Origin of the sequence: Streptomyces lycii (assembly GCF_009735685.1) — a bacterium.
Lineage (GTDB): Bacteria > Actinomycetota > Actinomycetes > Streptomycetales > Streptomycetaceae > Streptomyces > Streptomyces lycii.
Window position 1 is genome coordinate 1 of record NZ_WHPN01000106.1, and the last position, 17,829, is coordinate 17,829.

The window sequence follows — 17,829 nt, forward strand, 5'->3', positions numbered from 1 at the left end:
ACGGGTTCAGATCCCGGAGGTCCCGTAGCCCACGCCCGTGAGCCGTTCCGAGGCCGCCCACAGCAGCTCGCCGGCGGTGTCGTCCCGCGTCCACGGGGCGCGCCAGGACTTCCGGGGCGCGCCGCGCAGGCCCAGCGGGCCGGGGCCGTAGAAGCCGTCGGGGCGGGCGCCGGGGGCGGTGGCGGCGAACAGCACGGGGAGCGCGCCCGCTTCGGCGGGCTGGGCCAGCAGCCGGTTGCCCAGTTCCATGACGCGCTCGGCGGACCGCCGTCCCTCCATGCGCGGCCCCGCGGTCTGGAGGTTCGTGGCGGCGTAGCCGGGATGGGCGGCCGCGGCGAGGACGTCCCGGCCCGCCCGGTAGAGGCGCCGGGACAGCTCGTGGGTGAACAGCAGGTTGGCGCTCTTGGAGCGGGCGTACGCGATCCAGCGGCGGTAGCGGCTGTCGCTGCCCAGGTCGTGCAGGTCCACGTTGGCCAGGGCGTGCAGGAAGCTGGAGACCGTCACCACCCGGGCTGCCGGGGCGGCGAGCAGATCGGGCAGCAGCAGCCCGGTGAGGGCGAAATGGCCGAGGTGGTTCACTCCGAACTGCATCTCGAAGCCGTCCACCGTCCGGCGGTGCGGCAGCGCCATCACTCCGGCGTTGTTCACCAGCAGATCGAGCCGTCCGCCGGTGTACGAGCGGTGGGCGCGGGCGAATTCCCGTACGGAGGACAGGTCCGCGAGGTCCAGCCGGGCGAGGTGCAGCTCCGCGTCCGGGACCTCGGCGCGGATCCGGGTCTCGGCCTCCTTGCCGCGCTGCTCGTCACGGCACGCCAGCACCACCCGGGCGCCGTGCCGGGCGAGTTCGCGGGCGGTGACGAGGCCGAGGCCGCCGTTGGCCCCGGTCACCACCGCGGTGCTGCCGCCTCGGTCGGGGATGTCGCTCGCGGTCCAGCGCTGCACGCCCGGCTCCTCGTCTCGGCTCGTCCGGCGTGGGGCGGGCCCGGAAGGGGCCCGCCCGTCAGCCTAGGACGGCCGGCCGGAGGGCGCGAGAGGTGCCGCGCCGCTCTGCGGCTGCTCCGGCGTCTGCGCCGGGACCTGGCCGGGCGCGCCGAGCCGGTGCACCATGGCCGCGCAGACCATGCGCCGGCTGTGCCCGGCGGTGCGCTCCGGCCCGGTCAGCCGGATTGCCAGCCGGTGCCGGACGTCGGTGCTGGACGCCGAGAGCCGCAGCTCCAGATCGCCCGGCTCGACGACGCGGCGGCCGCCGGCGTCGGTGTACGCGGCGAGGTCCGGGTGGAAGCCGAAGCGGACCTCCGCGGACTCGCCGGGACCCAGCGGCACCCGGGTGTAGCCGATGAGCCGGTTCACCGGACGGGTCGTCCGGGCCACCGGGTCGTTCAGATACAGCTGCACGACCTCCGTGCCGGCCCGGTCACCGGTGTTGCGCACGGTGAGCCGCACGGTCGCCTCGCCGTCCGTGCGCAGCAGCGCCGGGCCGGTGCCGTCCGCGCCGTCGCCGTCGGGGCCCGCGGTGACGAGCCCGGCGTCCTCCCAGCTGAAGCCGGTGTACGACAGGCCGTGGCCGAAGGAGTACAGCGGCGTCGGGTCGAGCGAGCTGGGCCCGGCCTCGTAGCCGAGCGGCGGGGACAGGTACGTCCAGGGCTGGCCGCCGGAGCCGTACGGCACGCTGACCGGCAGCCGGCCGGACGGGTTGACCTGTCCGGACAGCACTCCGGCGACGGCCGGGCCGCCCTCCTCGCCCGGGAAGAACGCCTGGACGACCGCGGCGGCCGAGGGCGCGCCCTCGGGGCGGCGGTCCCCGGCGTACCGGCCCAGCGCGTACGGCCGGCCGGACAGCACCACGAGCACGACGGGCGTGCCGGTGGAGAGCAGGGCGTCCAGCAGCGCGCCCTGGCCGCCCGGGAGTTCCAGGTCGGGGGAGTCGCAGCCCTCGCCGGAGGTGCCCCGGCCGAACAGTCCGGAGCGGTCGCCGACCACGGCCACGCACACGTCGGCCCCGGCCGTCAGCGCCAGCGCCTCGGTGAGGGCGTCGGCCTCGTCGGCGGCCGCGGCCGTGTCGTGGTCCTTCTCGGCCGTGCCCCGCGGCGGCGGGCAGCCGACGGCGTGCGAGATCTCCGCGCCGGGGAAGGCCGAGCGCAGCGAGTCGAGCAGCGTGGGGACCTCGACGCCCATCGGCAGGTCCGGGTGCTCGACACCGACGTGGCGCGGGAAGGTGTAGCAGCCGAGCATCGCGGCCGGGTCGTCGGCCATCGGGCCCACGACGGCGATCCGGGTGCCGGGCGAGGTGGCGAGGGGCAGCACACCGGCGTCGTCGGAGAGCAGCACCACGGACTCCTCCGCGAGCTGCCGGGCCAGGGTGCGCATCTCCTCGGGGTCGAGGTCGACGGCGCCGGAGGTGGAGCGGGTGCGGAGGGTCCGCTCCCGGGCCGCCGTCAGCGGGGCGAGGATCTCCCCGTCGGCGGAGGCGTCCGCCTCGTCCGGGGCGGGCCCGGCGGCGCCGGACGAGGCCGCCGCGTCCGGGGTCGCACCGGCGGCCGCCGGCGGGCCGGCCAGCGCGTCCGGCTGCGGTGACCAGTCCGGGTCGAGCAGCCCCAGTTCGCACTTCTGCCGCAGGACCCGGGTGAGGGCCCGGTCGACCAGGCTCTCCGGGACGTCCCCGTCGCGGATGGCGTCGCGCAGCGGGGTGCCGTAGCAGTCCACGCCGGGCAGTTCGACGTCCACGCCCGCGGTGAGCGCCAGTCCGGCGGACTCGGCCCGCGAGCCGGCCACCTTGTGGGCCATCTCCAGGAAGCCGATGCCGAAGTAGTCGGCGACGACGGTGCCGGTGAAGCCCCACTCCTCGCGGAGCAGCGTGGTCAGCAGCCAGACGTTGGCCGTCGAGGGGACCCCGTCGATCTCGTTGTAGGCGGCCATGACCGACCGGGCGCCGCCGTCCCGCAGGGCCAGCTCGAAGGGCGGCAGGACGATGTCCGCCAGCTCCCGGGGCCCGGCGGACACCGGGCCGTGGTTGCGCCCGCCCCGGGAGGCGGCGTAGCCGGCGAAGTGCTTCAGCGTGGCGATGACACCGCCGGCCTCCAGACCGCGGACGTATGCCGTGCCCACGGTCGCCACCAGGTACGGGTCCTCGCTGATCGACTCCTCGGTCCGCCCCCAGCGCGGGTCGCGCACGACGTCGAGGACGGGGGAGAGGGCCTGGTGGATGCCGACCGCGCGCATCGACGCGCCGATCAGCTCCGCGGCCCGGCCGACCAGGGCCGGGTCGAAGGACGCGCCCCACGCGAGCGGGGTCGGGAAGATGGTCGCGCCCCAGGTGGTGAAGCCGGTCAGGCATTCCTCGTGCGCGAGCGCCGGGATGCCGAAACGATTGCTCGCGACGATGCGCTCCTGGGTGCGGGCGAGCGCCTCCGCCCCCTCGGCGCCGCCGAGGGGCGCGGTGCCGAAGGTCCGGGTGAGCTGCCCCAGCCCGTGCGTGAGCAGGGTGTCGGTGTCCGTGGACGCGGACGAGGCGGTCACCTCGTGCTGCATCGGCGCGACGTCCTCGCCGTCCGCGTCGGAACCCGGCCAGATGCCGTAGAGCTGGGCGAGCTTCTCCTCCAGGGTCATCCGGGAGATCAGGTCGTTGACGCGGGTGGCCGCGGGCAGCGAGGTGTCCTGCCAGGGGCCGCTCGTCTCGTGCTGCATGGGACTCCTGTCCGGCTGGTGGGGCAGCGGATCGCCGCTCATTTGCCACCCACGCCCATCAGGCCGTTGACCAGCTGACGGCGGGCGAAGAGGTACACGACGAAGATGGGCACGATCGACAGCACGACGGCCGCGAGCAGCGCCGGGATGTCCACCCGGAACTGGCCGACGAAGTCGTACAGGCCGAGCGTCAGGACCTTCGTCTCCTGCGACTGGGTGAGAATCAGCGGGAAGAGGAAGTTGTTCCACGCCTGGAGGGCGGCGTAGACACCGACCGTGGAGATCCCGGACCGGGACAGCGGAACGACGAGCTGCCACAGGATCCGGGCGGGGCCGGCCCCGTCCAGCGCCATCGACTCGTACATCTCCTCGTCGATGTCCCGCATCGTGCCGGAGAGGATCAGCACGCACACCGGTAGCGAGAACGCGGAGACCGGGAGGATGATGCCGAGCAGGGAGTCGTACAGGTTCAGCTTGGTGATGATCAGGTAGACCGGGATGATCACTGCCTGGGCGGGGATCGCCAGCCCGAGCAGGAACACCTGGAAGAAGCGCTGGGACATGCGGGTGCGGGTCCGCACGACGGTGTAGCCGATCGTCACCGACAGCACGATCACGATGGCCGCGGAGGCCACGGTGACGATCGCCGTGTTCACCAGGTACTGGAAGAAGCTGCTCTCCAGCACCTTGTTGTAGTTCTCCAGCGTGGGCTCGCCGGGGATGGACAGCGCGCCCTTCTCCAGGTAGTCGTCGCGGGTCCGCAGCGTGGACGCCACCAGGGCGTACAGCGGCGCGCCGATGACGACGAGCCAGATCAGGGCGCCGAAGCCGGCGGGGATGTTCCAGCGGCGCCACAGCGGGCGCCGGGACTTCGACGAGACCCGGACCGGGGACTTGCCCGGCCCTGAGCCTTCGCCGGAGGGAGCGGGGCGGTGCAGCACGTCGGTCACATTCCCTCCCGGGTACTGCGCATGGCGCCGAAGCCGGTGATGCGTACGAGGAGCAGGGAGACGCCGGTGGCCACGATCACCAGGACGGTGGCGATGGCGCTGGCGTAGCCCATTTCAAAGGCTTCGAACCCGGTGTTGTACATGTGGTAGGGCACGATGGCGGTGGAGGTTCCGGGGCCGCCCTCGGTGAGGATCAGCACCGTGTCGAAGAACGTCAGCGCGCCGACGACCATCAGCACCGACGAGGTGATGATGGTGTTCTTGAGCTGCGGCAGCGTGATGCTGAAGAACTGCCGGACCGTTCCCGCGCCGTCGACGTAGGCCGCGTCGTACAGCGACTTGGGGATCTGCCGGGCGCCGCCCTGGTAGAGCAGCGTGTGCAGCGGGATGAACTGCCAGGACGCCACGAACACGATGGCCGCGAAGGCACCGCGCTCGCTGCCGAGCAGGTTGCCGTCGGAGAAGCCGATCCAGGGGCCGATGTCGGCGATCAGGCCGAAGTTCGGGTCGAGCAGCGACTTCCACAGCAGGCCGAGCGCCACCGAGGACGCCAGCAGCGGCAGGAAGAAGATCGCCGAGAGGACGGCGCGGGCGCGCTGGCGGCCGGCCGACCAGACCCCGATCAGCAGGGCGATCGGCGTCTGGACCATCCAGCTGAACAGCGTGAGCAGCAGGCTCAGCGTGATGCCCTGGCGCATCACGGGGTCGTTCCAGAGCCGTGACCAGTTCTCGGTGCCGTTGAAGCTCGGCATCCCGAGGCCCTGCCAGGACGTGAACGAGAGCACGATGACCATGATCATCGGCACGATCGCGAACAGGGTGAAGAACAGCAGGCCGGGGACGGCCCAGCCGAGGCCGGGGCGCCCCGCGCCCTTCGAGCCGGACGCCCGGGAGGAAGGCGCCGCCTCGGGCGCCTTCCTCACCGGGAGCCGGGTGGAACTGACCGGCATTTACAGACCCTTCATGGCGTCGACGAACTGCTGCGCCGTGAGCTGGCCGTTGAACAGCTTCTGGATGTTGGTGAGCGTCGGCTCCGCCTGCTGGGCGGAGAGCGCCTGGTCCCAGGAGAGGGTGAAGTCCGGTGCTTCCTTGACCAGGTTGTACTGGAACTTCGCGTACTCCGGGTTGGCGTGCTTGTCCAGGCGGCTCTCGGCGTCCGAGGTGGTCGGGACGTCGCCGTTGGCGACCAGGTCCTCGATGTACTGGTCCTCGGCCGCGAACTTCACGAACTCCAGAGCGGCTTCCTGCTCCTCGGCCTTCTTGTTGATCGACCAGTAGTTCGTGGGGTTGCCGACGACGTTCTTGATGTCGCCCTTGCCGCCGGGAACGGCCGGGAAGGTGGTGTAGTCGAGGGCTTCCTTGGCGAACTCCGGCTGGTTGGCCTGCTGGTTGGAGTACTCCCAGCTGCCCATCAGGTGCATGGCCGCCTTGCCCTTGGCGAACAGGGTGGAGGCGCCGTCCTCGGTGTAGTTGACGGAGGCGAAGTTCTTGCCGAACGCGCCCCGGTCCACCAGGTCCTCGACGGTCTCGGCGGTCTTCATCACCGCCGGGTCCTCCCAGCCGCTGGAGTCGCCGTCCTGGATGCGCTTGAAGACCTCGGCGCCGCCGAAGCGGTCGAGGAGGTACTCCACCCACATCAGCTCGGGCCAGCCGTCGGCACCGGCGAGGGCGAACGGGGTCACGCCCTCCTTCTTGAACGTGTCGACCAGGGCCAGCAGGTCTTCCCAGCTCTCGGGCTTCTCCGCGCCGGCCTTCTCGAAGACGTCCGTGTTCATGAAGAGCAGGACGGGCTGCATGCCGCGCATCGGGACGCCGTAGATCTTGTCATTGACCCGGCCCGAGTCCACGACCGAGGGGATGAACGCCTTCTTCAGCTCGGCGTCCTTCTCGAACTCCGGCGTCAGGTCGACGAGCATGTCCTTCTCGACGAAGTTGGCGATGCTGCCGCCGCCCCAGTTGAAGAAGACGTCCGGGGCATTGGGGGTGCCCATCGCGGTACGCATCTTGTCCTGGTAGCTGTCGCCCGCGACCTGGGTCAGCTTGACCTTGACGTCGGACTGCTTGTTGAAACGCTTGACCAGTTCTTCCTGCACCTTGGTGGAGGCGTCCTGGTAGACCCAGACGTCGAGAGTGCCCTCACCGCCGCCTCCGGCCTCGTCCGGACCGCCACTGCCACAGCCGGCCAGGACAGTTGAGGTGACGATCGCGGCCGTGAACGCGGCAAGTGCTCTGCCGCGCCGACGTGACAGGTTGGTCCTCATGGCACACCTTCCGGAAGCTTTCCGAAAATTATCGGTCGATTGCCTGGAAGCTACGGAGGTGTGTTGTCTGTGTCAACGCTTCTGACCGAATTTATCGGGACGTGATGCAGTCGTCCGCGCCCGGCCGGAGGCGCCCGCCGGGCCGCCGAGGGCTGTCCCGTAATCCCCGGTGGGCGCACGACGGCGGCCGCGGCACCTCGCCGCGCCGCCGGATCGCCCGGATATGCCGGGAAGTTCCCGGTATGGGGGAACCCTCCGCCTCGCGGGGCGGTGCGTCCGGTCACCGCGCGCCGGTCCGCCGGGGATTACGGGGCAGCCCTCAGGAGGGCGCGGCCGTCGGGGCGGGCGCGGCCGCGGGGGTCGCCGGGGCGGCGGCCTGGTCCCGGGGAGGGGCCGTGCTCGCCCGTACGACGAGTTCGGTCGCCAGCTCGACCCGCGGCGAGTCCAGCTCCTCGCCCCGCGACTGGCGCAGCACCGTGCGCGCCGCGACCTTGCCCATCTCGGCCAGCGGCTGCCGTACGGTCGTCAGCGGCGGCGACGCCCAGCGCATCTCGGGCAGGTCGTCGAAGCCGATGACGCTGATGTCGTCCGGCACCCGCAGGCCCCGGCGGCGCAGCGCCTCGATCGCGCCGAGCGCCATCTGGTCGCTGGAGGCGAAGATGGCGGTGGGCGGCTCGGGCAGGTCCATCAGGGCCTGGCAGCCGGTGAATCCGGACTCGTGGTAGAAGTCGCCGCGCACCACCAGGGCCTCGTCGGCGGGTACGTCGGCGGCCTCCAGGGCCGTCCGGTAGCCGTCCATCCGGGCCCGGCTGCACAGCAGTCGCGCGGGTCCGGCGATGAAGCCGATCCGGCGGTGCCCGAGTTCCAGCAGATGCTCGGTGGCGGCCATGCCGCCGGCCCAGTTGGTGGCCCCGACGGTCGGGGTCTCCAGGGCCGGGGAGCCCTCCGGGTCCACCACGACGACCGGTACGTCGAGCCGCCGCAGCTCCTCCTGGAGCGGCGGTTCGATCGCCGACGTGACGAGGATCACGCCGTCGGAGGCCCGGTCGCGGAGGTTTTCCATCCACTGCCGGGTCGCGCCCGTGCGCCCGTGGGTGGCCGAGACGACCGTGCCCATGCCGGCCGCGTGCGCCACCTCCTCGACACCCCGGATGATCTCCACGGCCCAGGGGCTGTCGAGATCGCTGAAGACCAGGTCCAGAAGTCCCGCCCGTTCCCGCGCCGCGGCGGCGACCCGTCGCTGGTAGCCGTGGCGCCGCAGCAGGTCCTCCACCCGTGCGCGGGTCTCCGGGGAGACGTCCGACCGGCCGTTGACCACCCGGGAGACCGTGGGCACGGACACCCCGGCCTCCTGTGCGATGGCCGTGATCGTCACCTTGGACCGTGACTGCCCGGCGTCCTCGACCGTCATGAAACCTCCTTGCAACACACCCGTTGACGGGCTGATCCGCCGCCCTTACCGTTTCCCGGCACCCCTCCGAAAACTTGCAGTAGTCTTCCGGAAAATCGGAGCCACGTGAAGCAGAGAGGGAACCACTCCATGAATCTACTGCGCTACCGAAGAGCCGTTGTGGCCGCACTGGCCACGACCGCCCTGCTCGGGGCCGCCGGCGTGACGACTGCCGAATCCGCCTCCGCCGCCGAGACCCATGCCCAAAAGCAGGCGCAGGGACACGGTAAGGGCCACGGAAAGGCCCGTCACACCTCCTGGAACACCCTGCGCGGGGCCGCCGCCGCCTCGGACCGGTTCGCGGGCGTGGCCGTCAACGCCGACAAACTGGACGATCCGGTGTACGAGGAGATCGTCCGCGAGCAGTTCAACAGCATCACTCCCGAGAACGCCATGAAGTGGGAGTCGGTCGAGCCCGAGCGCGGCCGGTACGACTGGGCGGCCGCCGACAGGATCGCCGACTACGCCGACGCCAACGGCCAGCAGCTCTACGGGCACGTCCTGGTCTGGCACAGCCAGCTCCCGGCATGGCTGGGCGAGGGTGACTTCGACGCGGCGGAACTGCGCGAGATCATGACGGACCACATCGCCACCGAGGCGGGCCGCTACCGGGGCCGCGTCGACCGCTGGGACGTGGTGAACGAGGCGTTCAACGAGGACGGCACGTTCCGGGAGACCGTCTTCTACGACAAGCTCGGCGAGGACTACATCGCCGACGCCTTCCGCGCCGCCCACAAGGCGGACCCCGAGGCCGAGCTGTACATCAACGACTACAACACCGACGGCCTCGGTCCGAAGAGCGACGGCATGTACGAGCTGGTCAAGAAGCTCAAGGCGGAAGGCGTGCCGATCCACGGTGTCGGCTTCCAGGGCCACCTGGTCCTCGGCCAGGAGCCCGACTCCATGCGGGCGAACCTCCAGCGCTTCGCCGACCTCGGGGTGGACGTCGTCGTCACCGAACTCGACATCCGGATGGAGACCCCGGCCACCGAGCAGAAGCTGAGGCAGCAGGCGCGTGAGTACAAGGCGGTCACCGACGCCTGCCTCGCCGTCGACCGCTGCGACGGCGTCACCGTGTGGGGCGCCTCCGACGCCGACTCCTGGATCCCCGGCTGGTTCGAGGGCGAGGGCGCGGCGCTGCTCTACGACGAGGAGTACCAGCGCAAGCCCGCCTACTACGCGACGCGGCTGGCCTTCCAGATCGAGGGTCTGAAGCACCTCTGGCCCCGGCGCCACTGACCCGCGCGGCGGCGTCCGGCGCGCCCCCGCCGGGGAGGGGCGGGAGGCGGGCCGGACGGCCGCGGGAGCAGCGGGAGCGGGGGGCGGCGGTTCACCGCGGGGAACGGCGGTTCACCGGGTCCGTACGGAATAGGCCGGGACGGACACGGTGTCGTCGTCCAGGCAGCTGCCCGTCGTCAGGTCGAAGCGCTGCTTCAGCAGCGGGGAGGCGACGAACGGCCGGCCGGCCGCCCCCACGCGCCCGAGCAGGCCGCGGGAGAGCACCCAGGCGCCGGTGAACGGGTCCTGGTTGCCGATGGCGTACACGCCGCCCGTCCGGTCCAGGAATACGGCCGCCTGCCGGCCGTCCGGCAGCAGCACCGCCACGCCCCGGCCGGGCGTCAGCTGCGCGACGTCGCACACCGGGTGCCAGCCGCCGTCGAGCCGGATCTCGACCCGGGCGGTGCACAGGCCGTCCCGGGCGGCCTGCGGGGCGGCTGCCGGCTCCGGCGGTGCCGGTGTGGTCTCCACTGCGAGCGTCATCAGGCGTTGCTCCCTTCCAGGGTGCGAATGGGCAGGACGGGACCGGCCAGCACATCCAGGTCGGGCTTGACCTGGTCGCGCTCGGGCACGAACCGCACGGACGGGTCGGGGGTGCCGGGCGCGTTGACGAAGGAGACGAAGCGGCGCAGCCGGTCCGGGTCCTCCAGGGTCGCGGCCCACTCGTCCCGGTAGCCCGCGACGTGGTCGGCCATCAGCCGCTCCAGCTCGTCGCAGATGCCGAGCGAGTCCTCGACCACCACGTCCCGTACGTGGTCCAGGCCCCCCTCGATCCGCTCCAGCCAGGTGGAGGTGCGCTCCAGCCGGTCCGCGGTGCGGATGTAGAACATCAGGAACCGGTCGATCAGCCGGATCAGCTGTTCGTCGTCCAGGTCCTGGGCGAGCAGGTCGGCGTGGCGCGGAGTGGCCCCGCCGTTGCCGCCGACGTAGAGGTTCCAGCCGTTCGACGTGGCGATCACGCCGAAGTCCTTGCCGCGCGCCTCCGCGCACTCCCGGGCGCAGCCGGAGACCGCGGACTTCAGCTTGTGCGGGGAGCGCAGGCCCCGGTAGCGCAGCTCCAGGTCGATGGCCATCCGCACCGAGTCCTGCACGCCGTAGCGGCACCAGGTCTGCCCCACGCACGACTTCACGGTGCGCAGCGCCTTGCCGTACGCGTGCCCGGACTCGAAGCCCGCCTCGACGAGCCGCGCCCAGATCTGCGGGAGCTGGTCCACGCCGGCGCCGAAGAGGTCGATCCGCTGGCCGCCGGTGATCTTCGTGTAGAGCCCGAAGTCCCGGGCCACCTCGCCGATCACGATCAGCTTCTCGGGGGTGATCTCGCCGCCGGGGACGCGCGGTACGACCGAGTAGGAGCCGTTGCGCTGGAGGTTGGCGAGGAAGTGGTCGTTGGTGTCCTGGAGCGCGGCCTGCTCGCCGTCCAGGACATAGCCGTCGGCGCCGATCGAGGGCGCGAGGGAGGCGATGACCGAGCCGATGGCCGGCTTGCAGATCTCGCAGCCGTCGCCGCCGCGCGCCTCCTCCCGGCCGTGCTCGTCCAGCACCTGCGCGTACGACGTCAGCCGGCGGACGCGGACGATCTCGTACAGCTCGGCGCGGGTGTGCGCGAAGCAGCCGCACAGGCCCTTGTCGACGACGACGCCCCCGGCCTCCAGCTCGTCGTTGACCAGTTGGGTCAGCACCTTCACGCAGGAGCCGCAGCCGGTGCCCGCCGTGGTGCACTTCTTCACCTCGGGCACCCCGGTGCAGTGGTGCTCGGTGACGGCGCCGCGGATCGTGCCCTTGGTGACGTTGTGGCAGCTGCAGATCACCGCCTCGTCCGGGAGCGCCGACGGGCCGAGCGCGGCGGGCGCGCCCACTCCGGCGGGCAGCACCAGCTGCTCGGGGGCGAGCGGCGGCACGGAGCCGGTCAGCGGGCGCAGCATGCCGTACGCGTCGGCGTCGCCGACCAGCACACCGCCGAGCAGGGCGCCGTCGGAGCCGACGACGAGCTTCTTGTAGACGCCCGAGCGGGAGTCGGAGTAGACGACGTCCAGGCAGCCGTCGGCGGTGCCGTGCGCGTCGCCGAAGCTCGCCACGTCCACCCCGAGCAGTTTGAGCTTGGTGGAGGTGTCGGCGCCGGTGAACGACGCCTCCTCGCCGCAGATCGCGTCGGCGGCCGTCTCCGCCATCTCGTAGCCGGGCGCGACCAGGCCGTACACCCGGCCGTCCGCCGCCAGCGCGCACTCGCCGATCGCGAAGACCGCCGGGTCCGAGGTGCGGCACCGCTCGTCCACCGCGATGCCGCCGCGCTCGCCCACGTCGAGCCCGCAGTCCCGGGCCAGCTGGTCGCGCGGCCGGACACCGGCGGAGAAGACCACCAGGTCGGCGGCGAGCGAGGTGCCGTCGGACAGCGTCATCCCGGCCACCGCGCCGGTGTCGCCGACCTCGATCTCCTGGGTGCCGACGCCGGTGTGCACCTCCACGCCCATGTCCTCGACGGTGCGGCGCAGCGCGGCGCCGCCGCCCTCGTCGACCTGGACGGGCATCAGCCGCGGCGCGAACTCCACGACGTGCGTCGTGAGCCCCAGTCCCTTGAGCGCGCCCGCGGCCTCCAGGCCCAGCAGACCCCCGCCGACGACCGCGCCGGTCTTCGCGGTCTTCGCGTAGTCCTCGATCGCCAGCAGGTCCTCGATGGTGCGGTAGACGAAGCAGCCCTCCGCGTCCTTGCCGTGCACGGGCGGCACGAACGGGTACGAGCCCGTCGCCAGCACCAGCGTGTCGTAGCGGAACGTCAGCCCGGCGCGCGAGGTGACCGTGCGCGCCCCGCGGTCGACGCTCTCCGCCGGGTCGCCGAGGTGCAGCTCGATGCCGTGCCGGGCCGTGAAGCCGGGCTCGCCGAGCGCCAGGTCGTCGGGCGTCCGGCCGGAGAAGTACGAGGTCAGCTGGACCCGGTCGTACGCGGCGCGGGGCTCCTCGCAGAGCACCACCACCCGCGCCCGCCCGGTCACGCCGCGCTCGGCCAGGGCCTCCAGGAACCGCTGGCCGACCATGCCGTGCCCGACGAGCACGATCGTGGGCCGGGCCTGCGGGGTCCCGTCGGTGTGCGCGGTCGCCGTGGTCTCGTCCGGTGCCATCTCAGCAACCTCCGTCGTTGGTGAGCAGGTGGAGCAGGGGTGCGGAGGGCAGCGGCTCGTCGCCCTCCCAGGTACGGGCGAGCGCGCCGACAGTGCCGAGATCGCCGAGGAGGATCCCGCCGACGAGCCGGTCACCGCGGACGACGACCTTGCGGTAGGCGCCGCGGGTGGCGTCGGAGAGATGGATGACGTCGTCCCCCGGTGCGGGGGTGGTCTCGCCGAAGACGGCGAGGTCGAGCGGGGCGGAACCGGCGGGCGCGGCCGGGCCGTCGGATCCGGCCGGGGCGGCCCCGGTCCAGGCGGGCAGGCTGAGCCGGGTCAGGGCCCGGGTGCCGCGGTAGCGGCCCGCGGCCCCGGCGAGCACGGCCGCCAGCACGTCCGCCTGCTCCTGCGCCGCGCCCGCGAGGCCGTAGACGACCCCGTCGTGCTCGGCGCAGTCGCCGATCGCGTGGACGCGCGGATCGCTGGTGCGCAGCTCGTCGTCGACGACGACGCCGCGGGCCACGTCCAGCCCCGCGGCCCGCGCGAGCCCGGTGCGGGGGCGGACCCCGCAGGCCAGGACGACGAGGTCGGCGTCGAGCCGGAAGCCGTCCGCGAGTTCGACGGCCGCCACGCTCCTGGCCGCGGGGTGTGCGGGGTGTGCGGGGTGTGCGGGGTGCGCCGGGCCGGGGGGATCCGTGGCGTCCGCCGCGCCGGACTGGCCGGCGGGGCCTGTGGTGTCCGCCGCGCCGGACGGGTCGTCCGCGGTGCGGGTGGTGTGCAGTCCGCGCACCCGGCACTCGGTGTGCACCTCGACACCCAGCGCCTCCAGATGGCCGCGCAGCAGTCCCGACGCGCCCTCGTCCAGGTGCCGCTCCATGAGGTGCTCGCCCTGCTGGGCGAGGACCACCTGGGCTCCGCGCCGGGCCAGCGCCCGCGCCGCCGAGACCCCGAGCAGTCCGCCGCCGATCACCACGGCGCGAGCGCCGGGGCGTACGGCGTCGTCGAGCGCCCGGCAGTCGTCGAGGGTCCGGAAGGCGTGCACCCCGGCCGGCAGCTCCCCGCCGTCGGGCTCGAACAGCCCGCGCAGCGGCGGCAGCACCGGGTTGGAGCCGGTGGCCAGCACCAGCGAGTCGTAGGGCACGCCCCGGCCGTCGTCGCAGAGCACCACGCGGGCGTCGCGGTCGATGCGCACCGCCCGCACCCCACTCAGCCGCCGCACGGACGCGTCCGGCGCGGGCAGCGCGATCACATCGGGTCCGTACCGGCCCGCGAGGACGTCCGCGAGCAGCACCCGGTTGTACGGGCCGCCCGGCTCCTCGCCGATCACGGTCACCTCGGCGGAGTCCGCCGCGCCGAGGGCGGCCAGCTGCTGCACGAGCCGGGCACCGGCCATGCCGCCGCCGATCACGACGACGCGCCGGCGGCTCACCGGGTCCGGGTGCGGCTCCCTGTTCGAGGTCATGCCCTTGAGCGTGCGCCGCGGCTGTTACCCGACCGCATCCCGGCTGTTTCTCCCGGGCAACGCTGCCCTCAATCCGCCGGACGGCGGGCTGTGAGCCCCGGCACGGCCGCCGCGGGGGGGCGGACCGTCCCTGCGGGGCGGGGGATCAGCTCAGGGAGTTCCCGCAGTCCCGGCCGCAGTCGCCTCCCCGGGAGCCGCGAAGCCGTCGGTGTCCAGCTCGAAGCCGAACGGCTCCGGCACGCGCAGCTTCTCCCCGAAGGGCACGGTCGTACGGGATCGGTATCCCTGCCCGGAAGGGCCCCAGAACACGGTCACGGTCTCCGCCTGCATGTCCACCAGCAGATACACGGGCACCTGACGGCCGTACACCGCGAGCTTCTCGCTCCAGTCCTCGTCCTTGGCCGAGACCGGGGTGAGCTGCGCGACGAGGGACAGCGCCTCGCCGGGGATGCGCACGCTGTGGTGTTCGAAGGCTGCCTCGTCGGCCACGAACAGGTCCGGGCCGTAGGCGCGCGCGGCCTCGGGGAACACGAACAGGAAGGGAGCCGTGTCGGCGTCGTGCCCTTCGGGAGCGTGCGGTTCCAGCTGTCGCCGCAGCGACTTCACCGGACGCCAGTAATACGCCCGGGACCACGGCGACACGACGATCTTCCCCCTGATGATCTCGGCCCTGTAGCCGTCCGGCAGGTGCAGCGCCTCCACGGTCCGGCACAGTTCGCCGAAGTCTGCCGGGACGGGATCGCTTATCGTCACCGGCGCTCGAGCATCGATGTCATGCGGTCCTCCCACGGGCTCCGGAGCTGGCGCCGCACTCCACGGTAGCGCTGCCGCGCCATCCCTGACCGGACGGGCGGCGCCAGTCACTCGTACGAGTGTGCGGGCCCGCCCGTCGCGGCGCCGGGCGGCGGTCGTAGCATCGTGCGCGGACGCGGCAGGCCGGAGAGCCCGCGCCAGGAACGAGAACGGCGGCGATGGACGACATATCTCTGGCGGCAGTGGCCCTGCTGTGCCTGGCCGCCCTCGCCGCGGGCTGGATCGACGCCGTCGTCGGGGGCGGCGGGCTGCTCCAGCTCCCGGCCCTCCTCGTCGGGTTCCCGCAGCTGCCGCCCGCCTATCTGCTGGGCACCAACAAGGCCGTGTCGATCGTCGGGACCTCCGCCGCCGCGATCACCTACACCCGCAAGGCACCGGTCGACGTGCGGACGGCCGTGCGCATCGGGCTGGCCGCTCTCGCCGGGTCCGTCGCCGGGGCCTTCTTCGCGGCGGGCATCAACAGCGCCGTCCTGCGCCCGCTGATCATGGTGATCCTGCTGGGCGTGCTCGCCTTCGTCCTGCTCCGCCCGGCCTTCGGCAGCACCGCTCCGCCGCCCGGCCCGGTGACCCGCCGGCGGGTGCTGGCCGCGATCGCGGTCGCGGGCCTGGGCATCGGCTTCTACGACGGCCTGATCGGCCCCGGCACCGGCACCTTCCTGGTCATCGCGCTGGTCGCGATCCTGCACATGGACCTGGTCACGGCCTCCGCCACCACCAAGATCGTCAATGTCTGCACCAACTTCGGAGCCCTGGTGATGTTCGCCCACCAGGGCACGGTGCTGTGGCGGCTGGCCGCCCTGATGGCGCTCTTCAACCTCGCGGGCGGCACGCTCGGTGCCCGGATGGCGCTCAAGAAGGGCAGCGGCTTCGTGCGCGGGGTGCTGGTCGTGGTGGTGGTCGGCCTGGTCGCGAAGCTGGCGTACGACCAGTGGGCGGCCTGAGGGACCTCTCTCCGCGGCCGGGGTTGCCGGGAAGCGGGCGCAGGCCCCGTGCCACCGGCGCGGCGCGCGACGGGCCCGCGCTCCTCCCTCTCGGGAGACGCGCGGGCCCGCCGCCTCGGTCACATGCCGGACTTGAACAGCAGCCGGTTCGGTGTGCCGCTGTAGTTGCCGCTGATGACGTTGGTCGTCGCGTTGCTCACGATCCAGTTGTTGACCGCCGAGGACGAGGCGTCGCCGTAGCTCGACTTGTAGAGCGCGGCCACGCCCGAGACGTGCGGCGAGGCCATCGACGTACCGCTCATCGCGGTGCTGCCGCCGCCCATCCGGGCCGAGGTGACCGAGACCCCGGGGGCGTACAGATCGGTGCAGGAGCCGTAGTTGCTGAACGACGCCTTGCGGTCGGCGCTGTCGGAGGCGGCGACGGTGATCGTGCCGGGGGCGCTGGCGGGGGAGACGTTGCAGGCGTTCTGGTTCTCGTTGCCCGCGGCGACCGCCAGGTGCACGCCGGAGTTGGCGAGGTTGGTGGCGGCGCTGTTGAGCGCGGAGGAGTAGCCGCCGCCGAGCGAGGCGTTGGCCACGGCGGGCTTGGTGGCGTTCTGCCGCACCCAGTCGAACCCGGCGACGATGCCCGAGATCGAACCGGAGCCCTGGCAGTTCAGCACCCGGACGCCGCGCAGCGCCACGCCCTTGGCGACTCCGTACGTGCTGCCGCCGACCGTGCCGGCCACGTGCGTGCCGTGGCCCTGGCAGTCCTGGCCGTTGCCGCCGAAGGCGTCGTAGACGTTCTGCGCCCGGCCGCCGAAGTCGGGGTGGGAGGTCTGGATGCCGGTGTCGATGATGTACGCGGTGACGCCGGAGCCGTTGCGGCTGTAGGTGTAGCCGCCGTCCAGCGGACGGTTGCGCTGGTCGACGCGGTCCAGGCCCCAGGGGGCGTTGTACTGGGTCGCGTCGACCGTGACCTCCGCGTCCTCCTCGATGGCGGCGACGGACTCGTGCCCGCGCAGCTCCTTCAGCTGGGCGGCGTCGAGCTTCGCCGAGAACCCGTTCAGCGCCTCGGTGTAGACGTGCTTCAGCTTGACGCGGGCGGTGGCTCTCGCGGAGCCGGAACCGTTCTCGGCGGCCTCTTCGGAGACCTGCTCGGCGACGGTCCTCGCCTCGGCTCCGGGCTTCAGCGTGACGATGTAGCTGCCGGACAGGGCCCGGTCGTCCGGCGCCTGCCGGACCGAGACCAGCCGGTCGGACCCGTCGCCGTCGACGGGGGCGGCGGAGCCGGTGCCCGGTATCAGGGCCAGGGGTGCGGCGAGCAGCAGCACGCCGATGCGGGAACGCTTCATCGCGTAGGGGTACCTTTCGGTCGTCGCGGCCACGGCCGGGGTGGGCCGGGACCGCTGCGGGGGTGGGGCCTCCGGCCGCCCGCCGGGGTGCGCGGGCGGCTGTGACCGCGCCCGGCTGGGGTGTGGGCGCGGGGAGGTTGGAGCGCCCCCGTACGGACACGGGTGCCGGCGTGCCGTGCCCGTACGGGGAGGGGTGCTCGCCGTGCCGTCACCCGCCCTCGCGATGGCGTGCCGCACACGGCGCAGCGGGACGGCGGGCAGGCCGTGCGGGTGGGGATTCGCACGTGCCGAACCGCCGGTAACCCGGCGCTGCGCGGCTCACGTTAACGCCGGTCGGGGTGTGCCGGACCCCGCCCGTACGCGGCCGGAACAGGCGTGACCGGTCCCGGACAAGCCATCCGGCCGCGGCCCCGGCCGTCGCCCGGTGTGAAGCGGCGCACGGAATCCCGCGGGCTCTTGGGGCGCGGCCCGCCCCGCCCTATCGTCATGTGCATGTCTGCGGGAGAGAACCGGCCGGTGCCGGACGGCGGCCCGGGTGCCGTGCCGCCGTGTCCGGTACGG

13 protein-coding genes are annotated in these 17,829 nt (G+C 72.8%); 2 read left to right on the top strand and 11 right to left on the bottom strand.

Translation table 11 applies throughout. From position 1 onward, the window contains the following. Positions 1-6: 6 nt before the first annotated feature. The 6 genes from GCU69_RS04860 to GCU69_RS04885 all read right to left on the bottom strand — a co-directional run bounded on the left by GCU69_RS04860 (position 7) and on the right by GCU69_RS04885 (position 8,306). The gene (locus GCU69_RS04860; protein WP_098751805.1) at positions 7-942 is read right to left on the bottom strand and encodes an oxidoreductase; all 936 of its coding nucleotides are present in this window, start codon (positions 940-942) and stop codon (positions 7-9) included. Between the two features lie 63 nt (positions 943-1,005). Continuing rightward, positions 1,006-3,684, bottom strand: coding sequence for a beta-xylosidase/alpha-l-arabinosidase (locus GCU69_RS04865; RefSeq protein ID WP_098751804.1), 2,679 nt, complete (start codon positions 3,682-3,684; stop codon positions 1,006-1,008). A gap of 38 nt (positions 3,685-3,722) precedes the next feature. Continuing rightward, positions 3,723-4,634, bottom strand: a complete 912-nt coding sequence (locus GCU69_RS04870) for a carbohydrate ABC transporter permease (protein ID WP_408055763.1) — start codon at positions 4,632-4,634, stop codon at positions 3,723-3,725. Continuing rightward, a complete protein-coding gene (locus GCU69_RS04875; protein ID WP_098751803.1) occupies positions 4,631-5,584 on the bottom strand; it encodes a carbohydrate ABC transporter permease in 954 nt (317 codons plus the stop codon). Before GCU69_RS04875 ends, GCU69_RS04870 begins: the two co-directional genes overlap by 4 nt. Then, the gene (locus GCU69_RS04880; RefSeq protein ID WP_098751802.1) at positions 5,585-6,895 is read right to left on the bottom strand and encodes an ABC transporter substrate-binding protein; all 1,311 of its coding nucleotides are present in this window, start codon (positions 6,893-6,895) and stop codon (positions 5,585-5,587) included. 319 nt (positions 6,896-7,214) lie between these two features. Further along, a complete protein-coding gene (locus tag GCU69_RS04885; RefSeq protein WP_156205218.1) occupies positions 7,215-8,306 on the bottom strand; it encodes a LacI family DNA-binding transcriptional regulator in 1,092 nt (363 codons plus the stop codon). Between the two features lie 129 nt (positions 8,307-8,435). Between GCU69_RS04885 and GCU69_RS04890 the strand changes: the two genes are divergently transcribed. Beyond that, on the top strand, positions 8,436-9,584 hold the full coding sequence (locus tag GCU69_RS04890; protein WP_098751800.1) for an endo-1,4-beta-xylanase: 1,149 nt from the start codon (positions 8,436-8,438) through the stop codon (positions 9,582-9,584). A 111-nt stretch (positions 9,585-9,695) separates the two neighbouring features. Here the strand turns inward: GCU69_RS04890 and nirD are convergent, their stop codons facing one another. The 4 genes from nirD to GCU69_RS04910 form a co-directional block, all read right to left on the bottom strand. After that, a complete protein-coding gene (gene nirD / locus GCU69_RS04895; protein WP_156205219.1) occupies positions 9,696-10,106 on the bottom strand; it encodes a nitrite reductase small subunit NirD in 411 nt (136 codons plus the stop codon). Continuing rightward, complete coding sequence (nirB, locus tag GCU69_RS04900) at positions 10,106-12,736, bottom strand: nitrite reductase large subunit NirB (protein WP_156205220.1); 2,631 nt, start codon at positions 12,734-12,736, stop codon at positions 10,106-10,108. The genes nirD and nirB overlap by 1 nt, the downstream gene beginning before the upstream one ends. A 1-nt stretch (position 12,737) precedes the next feature. Next, entirely contained in the window at positions 12,738-14,180 is a 1,443-nt protein-coding gene (locus GCU69_RS04905; RefSeq protein WP_156205221.1) for an NAD(P)/FAD-dependent oxidoreductase, read from the bottom strand. 150 nt (positions 14,181-14,330) lie between these two features. Next, positions 14,331-14,933, bottom strand: coding sequence for a Uma2 family endonuclease (locus tag GCU69_RS04910; RefSeq protein ID WP_235978233.1), 603 nt, complete (start codon positions 14,931-14,933; stop codon positions 14,331-14,333). A gap of 218 nt (positions 14,934-15,151) precedes the next feature. Between GCU69_RS04910 and GCU69_RS04915 the strand changes: the two genes are divergently transcribed. Continuing rightward, entirely contained in the window at positions 15,152-15,934 is a 783-nt protein-coding gene (locus tag GCU69_RS04915) for a sulfite exporter TauE/SafE family protein (protein ID WP_098751796.1), read from the top strand. 119 nt (positions 15,935-16,053) lie between these two features. On the opposite strand, the gene GCU69_RS04920 is transcribed toward GCU69_RS04915, so the two are convergent. After that, entirely contained in the window at positions 16,054-17,268 is a 1,215-nt protein-coding gene (locus GCU69_RS04920; protein WP_098751795.1) for a S8 family peptidase, read from the bottom strand. Positions 17,269-17,829: the final 561 nt, after the last annotated feature.

Excerpts from the sequence above, each read along its gene's own strand:
- GCU69_RS04890 (WP_098751800.1), top strand. The coding sequence starts at position 8,436 with ATGAATCTACTGCGCTACCGAAGAGCCGTTGTGGCCGCACTGGCCACG.
- nirB (WP_156205220.1), bottom strand. The coding sequence starts at position 12,736 with ATGGCACCGGACGAGACCACGGCGACCGCGCACACCGACGGGACCCCG.
- GCU69_RS04865 (WP_098751804.1), bottom strand. The coding sequence starts at position 3,684 with ATGCAGCACGAGACGAGCGGCCCCTGGCAGGACACCTCGCTGCCCGCG.
- GCU69_RS04885 (WP_156205218.1), bottom strand. The coding sequence starts at position 8,306 with ATGACGGTCGAGGACGCCGGGCAGTCACGGTCCAAGGTGACGATCACG.
- GCU69_RS04880 (WP_098751802.1), bottom strand. The coding sequence starts at position 6,895 with ATGAGGACCAACCTGTCACGTCGGCGCGGCAGAGCACTTGCCGCGTTC.
- GCU69_RS04905 (WP_156205221.1), bottom strand. The coding sequence starts at position 14,180 with ATGACCTCGAACAGGGAGCCGCACCCGGACCCGGTGAGCCGCCGGCGC.
- GCU69_RS04875 (WP_098751803.1), bottom strand. The coding sequence starts at position 5,584 with ATGCCGGTCAGTTCCACCCGGCTCCCGGTGAGGAAGGCGCCCGAGGCG.
- GCU69_RS04920 (WP_098751795.1), bottom strand. The coding sequence starts at position 17,268 with ATGAAGCGTTCCCGCATCGGCGTGCTGCTGCTCGCCGCACCCCTGGCC.
- nirD (WP_156205219.1), bottom strand. The coding sequence starts at position 10,106 with ATGACGCTCGCAGTGGAGACCACACCGGCACCGCCGGAGCCGGCAGCC.
- GCU69_RS04915 (WP_098751796.1), top strand. The coding sequence starts at position 15,152 with ATGGACGACATATCTCTGGCGGCAGTGGCCCTGCTGTGCCTGGCCGCC.